Below are 14,298 nucleotides of genomic sequence, written 5' to 3' on the forward strand. Positions count from 1 at the left end.
ACGGATGGTGAAACAGTCGATGTTACGGCAACTGATGAAGCGGGTAACACTTCAGAGAAGACGCCTATAACCGGTGAGAAGGATACGGTTGCACCAGAAGCACCGACAGCAGAGATCGATGAAGAAGGTCTTGTTGTTACAGGTAAGGCAGAGTCAGGCTCTACTGTTGAAGTCACGGATAGCAATGGTGAAGTGATTGGTAGCGGCACTGCAAATGAACAAGGGGAGTATGAAATCACACTTGATCGCCCAGTGACGGATGGTGAAACAGTCGATGTTACGGCAACTGATGAAGCGGGTAACACTTCAGAGAAGACGCCTATAACCGGTGAGAAGGATACGGTTGCACCAGAAGCACCGACAGCAGAGATCGATGAAGAAGGTCTTGTTGTTAAAGGTAAGACAGAGTCCGGCTCTACCGTTGAAGTCACGGATAGCAATGGTGAAGTGATTGGTAGCGGCACTGCAAACGAACAAGGGGAGTATGAGATCACACTTGATCGCCCAGTGACGGATGGTGAAACAGTCGATGTTGCGGCAACTGATGAAGCGGGTAACACTTCAGAGAAGACGCCTATAACCGGTGAGAAGGATACAGTTGCACCAGAAGCACCGACAGCAGAGATCGATGAAGATGGTACTAAAGTGACAGGTACAGGTGAGCAGGGTGCTGATGTTATCGTCAAAGATAGCGGTGGCAATGTTGTGGGTGTAGGAACCGTTAACGAAGACGGTACCTTTGAAGTAGAGCTTGATAAGCCATTCACCAATGGTGAAGAGCTTGAAGTGAGCTTAAAAGATGAGGCGGGCAATGAGTCTGGCTCAACGAAGGTGAATGCCCCAGATACGACTGCGCCCGATGCGCCCGATGCTGAGATTAATGACGGTAATAGTGTGCTTACAGTCAAAACTGAGTCTAATGCAATTGTAAAAGCTTATGACTCAGAAGGTAAGCCATTGCTAGATAGTGCTGGTAAACCAATTGAGTTTGAAGCTGACGAAAATGGTGATGCTAGCTATACATTTGATCCTGCATTAGATCGCGGTAAGATTATTAATGTTACGGCAACTGATACCGCTGGCAATGAGTCTGCTCCAACAGAGATTATCGTGGGGGTTGTTGAACCAATCGGTGCGCTTGATAACCATGTAGATGTCATTCTTAATGCGACACCAACAGAAACTATTAATCCAAATCCAGGTGAGAATAGTGCTGGTGGGTTTGCTTTAGTGAATGTTGGATTAGGACCAGTTCTAGGGCTTGATGTTCTCGGTGATGTGATGAAAAATGCGATTCATGTCGAAGTTGGTGAGAATCAAATCAGAGAAGTTACCGTAGAAGGTGCTGCCGGTGGCGTTCAAGTTGTTGGAACGATGGACCTTTATGCATATAAGCTCAACGATTCAACAGGCGAGTGGGAACAACAGTTCGTTAAAGAAAACTGGATTGTTTCATGGCTTTTAGGTGGAAAATCTAAACCAACTGACTTTAGTTTAACGGAAGGGCAATGGATGTTTGTGATGAATGCCGGTGAAGGTATTCAAGCATTAACAGGATTTGGTCTCGAGTTTAAAAAAGATGTTGTATTAGATTATGGTAATCCTAAAGAGATATCTGGTAGTGCTACAGGGAATATGATGACAGATAGCGATGCTCGCTATGGTGCAGATGTATTACCTGAGGGCGCGAAGGTTGTAGGAGTTACTGGGCACGATGGTGTAGAGATTGATATCTCACCAAACGCTTCAACGGTTATTTATGGCGAACATGGTGTGCTAACTGTAAAAGCAGATGGATCATATACTTATGTTGTTAACGATGATTTCCGTGGCTATGGTGAAAAAGATCAATTTACTTATACTGTAAAATCTCCAGATGGAGCTACATCGACAGCTGATCTGATTTTTGATATTGATTTGAAGTCTAGCGAAGAGCGTATTGTTCCTGATTCTGTTGTGTTGGTTGATGAAATTGAGCCTACAGTCGTTGTAGATACCGATAAGTCAGAAATTAAAAATGCGGTTAATTTTTCATTACTGAATTTAGGTTTATTAGGACCGATCTTGAGTGCTGATGCAATTACCGGAAAAGGTGGTATGGAATTCTCAGTTGGTGAGGATCAGGTGAGAGAGCTAACCATTCATGGCAGTGGTGGTGGAGTATCTATTGGTCAGGTATTTGATCTTTATGTATATAAGCTCGATCCTGTTACTGGTAATTATCAGCAAGTTCATGTTGAAGATAATTGGTTCACGATTATTTTGTTCGGCGGTAAATCTGATGCATTGACATTGAAGTTTGGTGAAGGTGATTACGTCATTATGATGGAGGCTGTAGGTGCATTAGGTCTTGGACAAGGTCAAGGGATCTATGTAGATCACGATAAGATCTATGACTACAGCTCACCTAGCAAATTTGGCGGTAGCACTTCGGGAGATATTACTGAAGATGCGGGAACAATTGTATTAAGTGTTGGCGATCAGCGTGTAGAACCGGATAAACCAGCAACAGTACAAGGTGAGTTTGGTGTATTGACGTTAAATTCTGATGGAACTTATACCTATTCGCTTGATTTCCCAATGCCGAAGCCAGAAGGTTGGACCGCGCCATATGGTGAGATGGATCAGTTCCAAGTGGTGACTCAAGATAAAGATGGTCAAACAATTGTGGAAACCATTGATATCAAAATTGGGACGCATACTGCGGAAGATGATTTCAATTCGATTATGATTGATGGTAGCAATAGCATTGAATCAGAAGTCGTAGCTTCAGGAAAAGCTTCTAATAAGGTTACTCCGGAAGTCAAAGAATTTGAGGTTAAAGATAATCAAATTCTTGAAGAATTCATTTTCAAGGCAACTGGTGATTCAGAAGGTACAGGATCTAGATCTAAACCAATGCAACTTTTATTCTCATTGAAGAATTTAACAACAGGAGAGGTTTGGAGCTATGAGTCAGAGTTAGTGAAAGATGCTGAGTTATCACTTACTCTGAAAGACTTGCCTTCTGGAAAATATGAACTCACCGTAACACCAACAAATGGTGGTGGTGTTTATACATTGGATGTGACGGCAAATAAAGTGAATCTTGATACTTATAAGAATGAAGATCCAACAACGATTACCGGAACTCTTTTAGAGAATGATCTTGGCTGGAAAATGATTGATGACATCGTATTTGGCAATAAGCAGGTTTCTTATACGGATGACAATAAAGGTGCGAAATCAATCACAGTCGAGGGTGAGCACGGTACATTAGTCGTTAATAAAGATGGTACTTACACATATACGCCAAGTGGTGAGAGCTTTGGTGTAGAGCGCTTTACTTATGAGACTGTCTCAATAGTGGGTGAAGTTGAGAGTGCAACCTTAGAGATTAATGTTGGTAAACAGATCACGGCATCTATTTATGATGATATTGTGACAAGCTCTGCAGGTGACGATACCTTTGTGATGAAAGATGGTGCAGATACGTTACTGTTTAGTAACTTACAAACGGTTTCTGAAGTGATTACCAATGATAAAGGTGAGTCAGAAATTAAAGTTTCTGAAAATGATATCCCAGGCAATGGCGGAAATGGGCTCGATACTTGGGCTGATTTCAATGCTGCTGACGGGGATATGATTGACATCACTGCTCTACTCGATGGCGATCAAACAGCAGAGAATATTGGTAATTACCTGAAATATGAAGATGGAACACTCTTTGTAGATCGTAAAGGTGGTTCTGAATTTGAAGCATTATTGAAAGTTGATGCAGCAGATCTAGAATCGTTATTACCAAATATCAACTGGGAAGTTCAAGGTGATGCGACTCAAAGTGCTGTCATTGATCTTTCAAATGTTGAATCTCTAGTGATTGATGATGCAGATAGTGTTGAGCCATTAACCTTAACGCTTGATGAATTGATTTCTGAAGAGGATAAAGGAGAAATTCCATTCTTCTTAGACTCAGAAGAGACAACAGAAGCATTTACAACGGTGAATACGGAACAGACTGTGATGGATACGACAGTTTATGATGTACAACCCGTCGTAGATCCTCTGGATGATCTTTTAGATCAAAAATCAACATTAGTTTAATGATTAATTAGTTAGGTAAGGCACCGGATCGTCAGGTTCGGTGCTTTATTTTCACTCGAAAAGAGTGGTTATAGATTTAATGATTGTGTAAAGTAAGTCCTTAAATCTATAAGTGAAATATTTATAAAACTTTGAGAGTTTACGGCTTTAGTAGAATGAATGAAACGAATATATATTTTTTAAATCTTGATTTAGGGATTAAACATACAGGAATTGAAAGTTCTGCTGCATTAAGGAGTTCTTTATTTATTAATCAGTTAAATTATATTCCGACAATAATTACATATCATTATCGTAGTCAATTGACCTCAGAAGTAAATGAACTGAGAAACAAAGGGAAATTATCAAAAAAAATTCCTGTTATTAATATTTATGACTATTTACAAGAACTACAAGTCGTAAATGATAAGGAATTAAGTTTGTATGACGGTCAGTTTAAAGCCTCCTACGTAGGGAGTACGTCTATACAATATTTGAGTGAGAACGGTAGTATAAAAGCTACTGCAGTTTATAATCAGCTTAATGATCGATTACATTACATTATTCATCTTTATAAAGGGAAAAGATATCGTCGAGATTATTATCACGAAGGAGGAGCCTTAAGCTGTACACATTTTTTTGATAAAGATGGACAGAAGGTGACTCGAGAAGTCTTTTATCGTTTTGACCAGACGATATGTGTGATTAAAAGCCATGCCTATAAAGAAGATGGGAAAAGAGCTTCTACAACGTTTCAAATGCTAGATTCTAAGGGTAGAATAGTTGGTATTTTTGATACAGATGAGTTGTTTATTGAGCAGGTTTTGCAGCGCTTTTTTTCTTCTAAGAATGAGAAGAGTGTTTTGGTGGTAGATAGACATCGGTTATATTATAAACCATCTCTTAGTCTTAAAAGAATATATGGTGCTGATAGAATTAAAGTTATCTCAGCTATTCATAATTTGCATGCAGTAAATTATAAAGAGAAGGAAACTTGCCGCATTAACTCTCATTATGCTGCTGTTTTTGAAGACTTATCAAGAACTGATGCCGTGGTGGTGCAAACGAATATTCAGAAACAAGATATTCTTGAAAGATTTCAATATCCACCACATATCTATGCAATTCCTCATACCTATGAAAATCGTTCTACTGCGATAGTGCAAAGAAAGCCGCAACAAGCGGTCTATTTTGCTCGTTATGCAGTTGATAAAAAGCATGAGTTGGCAATCGAGGCTTTTGCACAAGTTGTGAAAGTATTACCTGACGCAGAATTTCATTGCTATGGATCTGGTGCACGACTTGCAGAATTAAAGGCAATAGTGAAGAAATTAGATATGGAAAAAAATATCTTCTTGCACAATTGGTGCGATGATGTTGCGACAGAGTATGAATCGGCGGCATTGTCGATTATCTCAAGTCCTTCAGAATCTTTCTCATTAACCATTGCTGAAAGTCTTGCGCATGGCTGTCCGGTTGTCGGTTTTGATGTGCCTTATGGACCGAAAGAGCTGATTCAATCTGATGAAAATGGTTATTTAGTGCCTTATCAAGATACACAGATGATGGCGAGTAAAATTATTCAAATTATGCAAGATCCGCAATTACAAAAGAGATTGTCTGATAATGCACGAAATAGTGCCATACGCTATTCAGAAGAAGTGGTTGGTAAATTATGGTTAACGCTGCTGCAAGAGATCAATGTTGTATAAAAACTGATTAACTTTCCTGATAAGAAACGTTATGATTAAGTTATTTATTTAATATTGAATATAACATCATGAAAAAACACGAAAAAACTAGGGTGTGTTGAAAATTCATGGTTTCAACCAAACGTATGCACAAGCTAAAGCAACATTGCTACTGTAGCTACTTTTTAGCTTATCATAGCGAGTTGCTAAGCCTCTAAAGTGCTTTAATTGTAAGAAAAGGGAGCGTTGTTTACACTTCCTGTTTAAAATAAAAATCTAAAACTTCATAAGGCGTTGAGCCATTTAATCCCTTATGAGGTTTTACCGTGTTATAGAAATTTAAAAATCTTTTGAGTTTTGATTTTCGATCATTACTATTTAAAAACTCTTCTTTTTCATGCCACATTTCCATTAATGTACGGATGACCCGTTCAGCTTTACCATTCGTTTGTGGTCTTGCTGGTCGTGTAAATTTCTGATTAATATGGTTCAATCTACACAGGTTAACAAAGGCATGATCTATCGTTCCTTTATATTCTCGTCCATTATCAGAGTAGACGCAATCAACAGTATAAGGGCATTGGGCAAGAATATCTTCCTGAAGAAACGTTGCCGCACTAAATTGTGATTTATCTTCATAAATGCCGGCATATAGTTCTCTTGAGAAATCATCGATACCCACAAACAGGTATTCTCTACGACCTGTTTTAAGCTCTCCTTTAAGCAATGGTAGCCTTTTGGTATCAACATGAACCATTTCACCAGGGTAGGATTTATTGTAACGTTTAGCTTGCCTTTTTAGGCGATCTTCTATTGATTTTTCAACCTTTACAAGCCTTTTAATACCGTATTTGATGGTTTTAAAGCGCTCATTAGTGCTAGTCTGTGGCTTAAATAGCCCAAGTCTGGAGAGCCTAAGAGCTTTGTAAATAGTGGGGCGACTGACATTGAATCTTTGCGCAAGATAAGTAACAGTCACTTTTTCTTTGGTATAAAGACGCTAAATCTCTTCACGATGATAAGGCGTTAATCTGGTATTTTTATGCATATTCATAACAGTATTTTCTCCGAATACTGTAAACAACGCTAGTAAATCCTACACTTTAATGTTGCAAACATATTCTCCACGACACGCCGCGCTTTACAAATATGCCAGTCCATATGGCTATTGTCTTTTAAACTATTCTTTTTATTAGGAATGTTTGGATGAACTTCGTTTTTTAATAAACTCATTTTAAAATCTTCCGAGATATATCCTCGATCAGCATTGAGGATTTTTGTCTCCTTTAACTCAACTTCTTTAATCAGTTCAGGAGCTACTTTAACATCATGAGTTGCTCCATCGCTTACTAAAAAATCCAAAGGATTTCCATGAGTATCGACGATCAGATGAATTTTGGTGCTATTACCGCCGGCACTTTTGGCGATCGCCTCTGACTTAGGATTCCCTATCCCGACACTACTTTGATGCGCTCGAATATGAGTTCCATCAATAGATAGCCACTCCATATCAGGATCTTTAATAAGCTGTTTAAAAAGTTTGGTGAATTTATCCAATTTTGTCCATCTTCTAAAAGCTTTAAAAACGGTATTATATTTTCCAAAGCATTCTGGTAAATATCGCCATGGACAGCCTGTTTTCAGGCGATATAAGATTCCGGTGAAAATATTTCTTAAATTTGGTTTGTCATAGATATTCAAATCTAGGAGAATAGGCTTTAGTTTCAACCAAAGCTTGTCATTAAGTAATGTTTGAAGCATAAGAATAGAGGGTTTGTAATGTTTTTTTGCGATTACATTTTACAACTCTCTATTTTTTTATTTCAAATGTTCAACAGACCCTATTTTATAGTTTGCTGCTATTGGCTTTAGCTGCTCGTACGACTTATCAGGAAACATTAGATCGCTGGGTTGGTGCGACAGAAAAAGAGCTGGTTCGAGAATTTGGTGCGCCGCAGAGTAGTTACGAAGTGGAAGGTTCTCGCTTTCTAAAATTTGAAAGAGCGGGACAGTATGTGGTGCCGCCAACGCCGGTTACTTATGAAACGATGGTGGTGAAAAATCGGGCTTATACACGAGCTTATGGCGGCTCAGGCTGCTAGAATTATCGTTTAAACGATGATTAGAGCTTTTTAGCTCGATAGTGCGCGACAACTTTTTTACGAATTTGGTCATAACTCCAATTGTAAAGATAGGTATAGAAGAGAAAGAAGATGAGTAATCCGACTTCAATCATAAAGGCTTCTGTAAGCGAGACACTTAAAATATAAGCAAGCATCGGGATTGTAAAGAGAATGAGTGTTGCCTCAAAACTCAATGCATGCAATATCCGGATGGAAACGGGTCGTTCACCATTAACAAAAGGGAAGAGCTTATCAAATATCCAGTTGAAAACAATATTGAGAAGTAGCGCCGTGACGGAGATTAATACGGAGACTACGCCCATTGCATCTACAGGTTTATGAAGGAGAAAGATTCCGATTAACATCGTAAAGAGAATCGCTAAAACCTCAAAGAGTAGGGCGTGAAAAAAACGTTCTTTCAGTGATCTTACTGTTGCAATAGTCATAATAATTAGGGGAGAGCAGGGATATTAGGCTTATCTGCATGCTCTTTATCGCTCGTTGTGAATAATCACTCCCTTATATCACAAAAGTGTTTAATAAAATAGAGAAAAGGGAAAGAAAAACGCATACTAGAGCGAGGGCTTAAGATATTTTTAAGGCGATCACGCTAGGATGCTAAAAGATACAGAGGAGTGCTTTATGAAAATATTGCTTGTAGAGGATGATCGGTCATTAGGAGAGACTCTCCAAAAGTGGTTAGAGATGGATGGCTATGTGGTTGATTGGGTGATGGATGGAGTGAGTGCACAAAATGTTTTGATCGATACTTATGATTCTGTCCTATTAGATCGAGGGCTTCCCGGCGCTTCTGGAGATATTGTATTGAAGAAGTTGCGAGAGAAAGGGGAGTCGATCCCGATCATTATGATTACTGCGCAAGATAGTATTGCTGATCGGATTGAAGGGTTAGATCTTGGTGCAGATGATTACTTAGTAAAACCTTTTGATCTAGAAGAGTTGAGTGCAAGAATTCGCGCACTCTCTCGGAGATCAGCTCGCAAATTGCAGGCGCTCTTTGAGCATCGAGATGTTATTTTAGATCCTACAACAAAGAGTGTGACTCGCAATGGAGAGAGTATCTCTTTAACTGCTAAAGAGTATGCTGTGTTGCACACTTTAATGCAGAATCCTACACAAATTTTTACGCGAGAGCAGTTAGAAGATAAGTTATATGCTTGGGGAAATGAGGTGGAGAGTAATGCAATAGAGGTCCATATCCACCATCTGCGAAAAAAGCTCGGCAATGATTTTATTAAAACAAGACGTAATTTAGGTTACACGCTAGGTAGTGAATGAGACGATTGAAGAATTTACAACAGTGGTGGCAACAGCGGCGAAAAGGGCAAAAGAGGCTCTACTCTCTTCGTGCAACATTGATGGCGAGTATCGTTGCTTCTACATTATTGGTTTCCGGTGTTAGTCTCTCTATTACGACCTACCTTAGCTGGGATCAGACAAAAGAGGTTCTAGATGAGGCATTAAAACGCTCCGCTCAGACCTTAGCGCAGTTAGCTTATCGTGAGAATTTAGGGGGCCGTCCTGTTAAGGGGCATATGGATTTAGAAGATAATGAGTTCTATTTCCAGATTATCAATCAAGGTGTGGTGATTGCAAAGAGCAGCTCAGCACCCAATCGCCCCTTTATAGCAACGAGTGATCGCCGGGGGTATAAGGGCTTTAATACCATCAAGATTAAGGGCAAGGATTGGCGGGTTTTTCTCTTAAAACCAAGGCATGCAAACTTTGAAGTGCAAGTTGCCCATGCGGTAGAGATGCGCTATCAATTTTTAGAGAAGTTGGCAAAGCAGCTGATTTTAGCGGGAGGAATAGTTTTGTTAATTTCACTTCTCATTAATGGGCTCTTTATCTATTTTGGCTTACGACCATTAACGGTAGTTTCACAACAGATTAAACGGATCTCCTCGAAGAGCTTAACGCCTATTGCAACCCACTCTCGTAGTAAAGAGATCGTTGCCATTGAAGATTCACTTAATATGTTGTTAACCAATTTAGAGACAGCCCGCCGGCATGAAAGACAATTTACCGCGGATGCTTCTCATGAGCTTCGGACTCCATTGAGTGCGATTCAGATGAAGTTACAACTCCTAAGACGTTTAAGACCAGAGTTGATCGCTGATTTAGCTCCGCTTCAACATGATATATCACGCGCAACCCACTTAATTGAGCATCTCATGTTATTAGCTCGATTAGACCCACTCTCTCCCGATGAAAATAGCGATCTATTAAAGCAGGAGTTACTCTTTTCAGTGCTCTTTTCTGACCTTAATGAGAGTTTTAAAGAGGAGGCTACGCGAAGGGGAATCGAGATTCACTTCCACGAAGAGAGAGTCTCGCTCTGTGCCAATTATGATCTACTCTATATTGCCCTTAAAAATTTAATTAATAATGCCTTAAAGTACTCTCCAAGAGGGTCGAAGATAGAGGTCACTTCGGGAACAATTTTTGTAAATGCTGCTAAAGAAGTATCAGAGAGAGCGATCATTAAGGTAAGGGATAATGGGCGGGGTGTCGAGCCAGAAGAGCTTGCTCGACTAGGTCAGCGCTTTTATCGCGTATTAGGAACTGATGAGATTGGGAGCGGCCTAGGACTATCGATTGTGAAGAAGATCGTGGAACTTCATCGCGGCGAGATGCATCTTCGCTCCAAGCCGGAGTTAGATGGTTTAGAGGTTTCGCTTATCTTTCCCGTAGAAAAGAGATAGTAACTTTAAGGGTAATCGATCGCTTTTGTGATTGGTCTATTATTTTGAAGATTTTTATCTAAAAATATTATCTTCTTAAGATTTAGTTAAGGTTAATTTGGTCTAATAGTTTGTAGATAGAGAAGAGACTCTTAAGATTATCGAATTCTCTTGATCAAGAAGAGAGGCAGAGGTCATTGATGAATCCCTTCTTTCCCTATTTTTAATCTCTACTTAAGAGAGGAGTATACAATGCGAAAATTACTATTAGTATCGGCATTAATGTTAGGTTCATCACTTGCTTTTGCTCAATTTACAGGACCCTCAACTGATAATGTACAGGCTGAAGTTGCCAACAAGTTAGAAAATGTGCTCACTGTTGAGCAAGCGCGACACCTTAAAGATGATACAAAAGTGATCCTTGAAGGAAAAATTGTAGAGCATTTAGGTGGTGATAAGTACCGCTTTAAAGATCAAAGTGGTGAAATCACTATTGAGATCGATCATGATGATTGGAGAGGCGTGAAAGTCGGTCCTGAAGATACCGTCGTGATCTATGGTGAAGTGGATCATCACCGCCATAAACCAACCGATATTGATGTTGATAGGGTTGTTAAAAAGAGTGGCGAAGTTGTTGCTGAATAACTAAATAGCCTGACTACCAAGTAGCGACATATAGCGACATATAACGATTTAATACCGTATGTCTGCTTAACCTGCTGATTTGGCCACTGAGTTTACTCATATTACTCATAATATTTATACCCTTATCTTAGATATATTACTGATATTAAAGGAGTGCAATGATGCGTCCACTATTTTTACTTTCAACCTTAATTTTAAGTTCTTCAATTGCTTTTGCTCAAGTCGATGTGCCGAAAGTTGAAGTGCCGGCAACAGAGAAGGCGGGAGTTGAAGCGATCCAAGAGAAAGCAAAAGCGCCTACAGAGCCCAGACAGATTAGAGCACAAGCGAGAATTCATAAGGATGAATGTGTAACAGGAGATTGTCCTGGAAAAGCTCAAAATGAGAAGCGTAATGGCGATAAAGCAGAGATGAAAGAGCAACGCAAAGAGATGAAGAATGCCGATGGTAAGAGAGAGGCTCAAAAGGAGAAGCGAGCTAACTCTAAAGATGGTAAGAAACATCATAGTGATAAAGAGTATAAAAAGAACCATAAGAAAGAACATAAAAAAGAGCATAAGAAAGAGAAGAGAGCAAAAGAGCACCGCGATGGCTCAATGAAGGGCGATAAAGGTGCTAAAAAGATGGAAGGGCGTAACTAAGCGATAATATTAGTGAATAGATGTAGTTTATAAAAGCGAAGTTAATCTACTAAACCTAAGTTTCCCTTATTCTCACTTTTGTGGGGATAAGGGTTTTTTTATATCGTATCTATTCACGACCTTCTAAAATCATTAAAAAATAGATAGAGAGGTGAGTGCATTGCGTTATCAGCGATTATTTTAGAGATGATAGCTCAGTTGTATTAAAATAGAGGTTCGACTTGTGATACTGCTGAGAATCATTCAGCGATACAAGGACTGGTAGAGAGATCTACAGATTGATAAATAGAGGTAAAAAATGGCAAAAAAACCACAAAAAGGTAGTGCGCAGATTGCAGGTAATAAACGCGCTTACCATGATTACTTTATTGAAGAGAAGATCGAGACGGGTATTGAGCTACAAGGTTGGGAAGTTAAGAGTTTAAGAGAGGGGCGTGGGCAACTTTCTGAGGCTTATGTGCAGATTAAAAATGGGGAGGTCTATATGATCGGCTCCCGCATTACTCCTCTACTTTCCGCCTCAACCCATATCTATGCTGACGATACACGGACGCGTAAATTACTGCTCCATCGCCGTGAAATTGATCGCTTGATGGGCGCGGTAGATCAGAAGGGATATACAATTGTTCCCTTAAGTTTGTATTGGAAGCGGGGAATGGTTAAGGTAGAGATAGGATTGGCGAAAGGGAAAAAGGATCACGATAAACGAGCGACAATTAAGGAGCGAGATTGGAATCGTGAGAAGCAGAGAATACTTCGTCATGAACATCGATAATGTTAAATCATAAAAAATTGAATAAAGATTCATGAAAACTGGAGGAGAAGATGGATAGAAAAAAGATTGTCTTTTTAGATCATGGAACAATGAGTCGCTTTGATCTCTCTTTTAACTTTCCTTATGAGTTAATTGAGATTGATAATTGCCCTAAAGAGCAGGTTGCTCAAGCATTAGCAGGTTGTGAAATTGCGATTACTAATAAGGTGCCGATCGATCGCGCGGCGATGGAAGCTAATCCACAGCTGAAATTGATTGCGGTAGCGGCAACAGGATTCAATATGATCGATATTGCAGCTGCAAGAGAGTTGGGCATTACTGTCTCTAATGTTGCAGGCTATAGCCAAACTGCCGTTGCTGAGCATGCATTTATGATGATGATCTCTTTAGTGCATCGTCTTCCACTTTATGAAGCACGTGTTCGTGCAGGTGAGTGGCAGAAGTCACCTTTCTTCTCTATTTTTGGTGCTCCTATTTATGAACTAAAGGGGAAAACGTTAGGAATTTTTGGTCGTGGAAGTATTGGTTCGCAGTTTGCAAAGTATGCGGAATGTTTTGGAATGAAGGTTCTCTATTCTGAACGAAAGGATGCATCGACGATTCGACCAGGATATGAGAGTTTCTCTGATGTGTTAGAAAAGAGTGATGTCTGCTCGATCCATGCTCCTTTAACGCCGGAGACGGAAAATCTTATTTCAGCGAAAGAGATTGCAAAGATGAAGCGAGGGGTGATTATCCTGAATGTGAGTCGAGGGGGATTGGTAAATGAAGCCGATTTAGCTGCAGGATTGCGAAGTGGTCAGGTGGGGGGAGCCGGAATAGATGTGTTAACTTCAGAGCCTCCCAAGCCAGATAATCCACTCTTAGCGGATGATCTTGGGAATCTTATCTTAACACCGCATACTGCATATGCTAGTGAAGAGGCATTGGCAAAATTAGTCGTTATTCTACAAGATAATATTAACCAATTTGTTGCCGGCGCCCCGATGAATGTTGTTAGTTAGGGATGCTATTTGATCTTGTAGGGTTGAGTGTGTCATTATTGCCTGATTGATCACTATATTATTAGAGGAATATCGATGTTAGCAGCGTCTTATATGGGGCTAAAGCATACACATATTATGCTTGCCTTCTTTTCAATTATCTTTTTCAACTTCCGCTTTTGGAAATATTTTTTAGTAGCAAGACCAAAATGGGCACGTATTGCTCCGCATGTTATTGATACCTTTCTATTATTGACAGGGATTCTATTAGCGGTTGCGCTCTCTATTAATCCATTTTCATTGGGGGGAAGCTGGTTAGGGGTAAAACTCTTCTTTATGGTGCTCTATATTCTTTTTGCAATTTTAGCAATGAGACAAAGCTTTGCACTCTCTACAAGATTGATTAACTACCTGATTTGTAACAGTATGGCAATGGCAGTTGTCTGGATGGCGATGATGAAGCCACAACTATTCTAATTCACTATTAATCTGCTCTGCTCCAAAACGGATAAAGAGTAGACAAAAATTTGCAAGTTACTAAAATTGTTATATACTAACCATCTTAGTTAAGCGCCCATAGCTCAGCTGGATAGAGTACCTGGCTACGAACCAGGCGGTCGGAGGTTCGACTCCTTCTGGGCGCGCCATATAGTAAACCCCTTACTTTCGAGTA

At 39.7% G+C, this 14,298-nt stretch carries 12 protein-coding genes, 1 tRNA gene and 2 pseudogenes; 11 read left to right on the forward strand and 4 right to left on the reverse strand.

Going from position 1 to position 14,298, the window contains the following annotated elements:
• Both DC082_RS10270 and DC082_RS10275 read left to right on the forward strand, forming a co-directional pair.
• Positions 1-4,083, forward strand: a 4,083-nt coding sequence (locus tag DC082_RS10270; RefSeq protein WP_123059930.1) for a BapA/Bap/LapF family large adhesin, incomplete at its 5' end; no start/stop codon positions are given.
• 155 nt (positions 4,084-4,238) lie between these two features.
• A complete protein-coding gene (locus tag DC082_RS10275; protein ID WP_109236889.1) occupies positions 4,239-5,774 on the forward strand; it encodes a glycosyltransferase in 1,536 nt (511 codons plus the stop codon).
• 105 nt (positions 5,775-5,879) lie between these two features.
• Here the strand turns inward: DC082_RS10275 and DC082_RS10280 are convergent.
• From DC082_RS10280 to DC082_RS10290, 3 genes and pseudogenes are all read right to left on the reverse strand, one after another.
• Positions 5,880-5,990: pseudogene (locus tag DC082_RS10280) on the reverse strand (IS5/IS1182 family transposase); the annotation flags it as partial.
• Positions 5,991-6,003: 13 nt separating this feature from the next.
• Positions 6,004-6,807: pseudogene (locus DC082_RS10285) on the reverse strand (integrase core domain-containing protein).
• Positions 6,808-6,839: 32 nt separating this feature from the next.
• Positions 6,840-7,514: an IS5 family transposase gene (locus DC082_RS10290; protein ID WP_109236890.1), complete on the reverse strand. Its 675-nt coding sequence runs from the start codon at positions 7,512-7,514 to the stop codon at positions 6,840-6,842.
• Between the two features lie 101 nt (positions 7,515-7,615).
• On the opposite strand from DC082_RS10290, the gene DC082_RS10295 reads away from it, so the two are divergent.
• Positions 7,616-7,855 (forward strand): hypothetical protein, encoded by a 240-nt coding sequence (locus tag DC082_RS10295; protein ID WP_133243708.1) that lies wholly within the window; start codon positions 7,616-7,618, stop codon positions 7,853-7,855.
• A 20-nt stretch (positions 7,856-7,875) separates the two neighbouring features.
• On the opposite strand, the gene DC082_RS10300 is transcribed toward DC082_RS10295, so the two are convergent.
• On the reverse strand, positions 7,876-8,322 hold the full coding sequence (locus DC082_RS10300; protein ID WP_109236892.1) for a PACE efflux transporter: 447 nt from the start codon (positions 8,320-8,322) through the stop codon (positions 7,876-7,878).
• A 196-nt stretch (positions 8,323-8,518) separates the two neighbouring features.
• Here DC082_RS10300 and DC082_RS10305 point away from each other — a divergent pair, with 196 nt between their 5' ends.
• From DC082_RS10305 to DC082_RS10340, 8 genes are all read left to right on the forward strand, one after another.
• The gene (locus DC082_RS10305) at positions 8,519-9,175 is read left to right on the forward strand and encodes a response regulator transcription factor (RefSeq protein ID WP_109236893.1); all 657 of its coding nucleotides are present in this window, start codon (positions 8,519-8,521) and stop codon (positions 9,173-9,175) included.
• Positions 9,172-10,602, forward strand: coding sequence for an ATP-binding protein (locus DC082_RS10310; protein ID WP_109236894.1), 1,431 nt, complete (start codon positions 9,172-9,174; stop codon positions 10,600-10,602). Before DC082_RS10305 ends, DC082_RS10310 begins: the two co-directional genes overlap by 4 nt.
• Before the next feature lie 231 nt (positions 10,603-10,833).
• On the forward strand, positions 10,834-11,226 hold the full coding sequence (locus DC082_RS10315) for a NirD/YgiW/YdeI family stress tolerance protein (RefSeq protein WP_109236895.1): 393 nt from the start codon (positions 10,834-10,836) through the stop codon (positions 11,224-11,226).
• 158 nt (positions 11,227-11,384) lie between these two features.
• Positions 11,385-11,867: a hypothetical protein gene (locus DC082_RS10320; protein WP_133243709.1), complete on the forward strand. Its 483-nt coding sequence runs from the start codon at positions 11,385-11,387 to the stop codon at positions 11,865-11,867.
• Between the two features lie 298 nt (positions 11,868-12,165).
• Positions 12,166-12,642 (forward strand): SsrA-binding protein SmpB, encoded by a 477-nt coding sequence (gene smpB / locus DC082_RS10325; RefSeq protein ID WP_094568514.1) that lies wholly within the window; start codon positions 12,166-12,168, stop codon positions 12,640-12,642.
• A 50-nt stretch (positions 12,643-12,692) separates the two neighbouring features.
• The gene (locus tag DC082_RS10330) at positions 12,693-13,646 is read left to right on the forward strand and encodes a D-2-hydroxyacid dehydrogenase (protein ID WP_109236897.1); all 954 of its coding nucleotides are present in this window, start codon (positions 12,693-12,695) and stop codon (positions 13,644-13,646) included.
• Between the two features lie 75 nt (positions 13,647-13,721).
• Positions 13,722-14,102: a SirB2 family protein gene (locus DC082_RS10335; RefSeq protein ID WP_109236898.1), complete on the forward strand. Its 381-nt coding sequence runs from the start codon at positions 13,722-13,724 to the stop codon at positions 14,100-14,102.
• Positions 14,103-14,195: 93 nt separating this feature from the next.
• Positions 14,196-14,272, forward strand: a tRNA-Arg gene (locus DC082_RS10340).
• Positions 14,273-14,298 lie beyond the last annotated feature (26 nt).

Source organism: Ignatzschineria indica (assembly GCF_003121925.1).
Lineage (GTDB): Bacteria > Pseudomonadota > Gammaproteobacteria > Cardiobacteriales > Wohlfahrtiimonadaceae > Ignatzschineria > Ignatzschineria indica.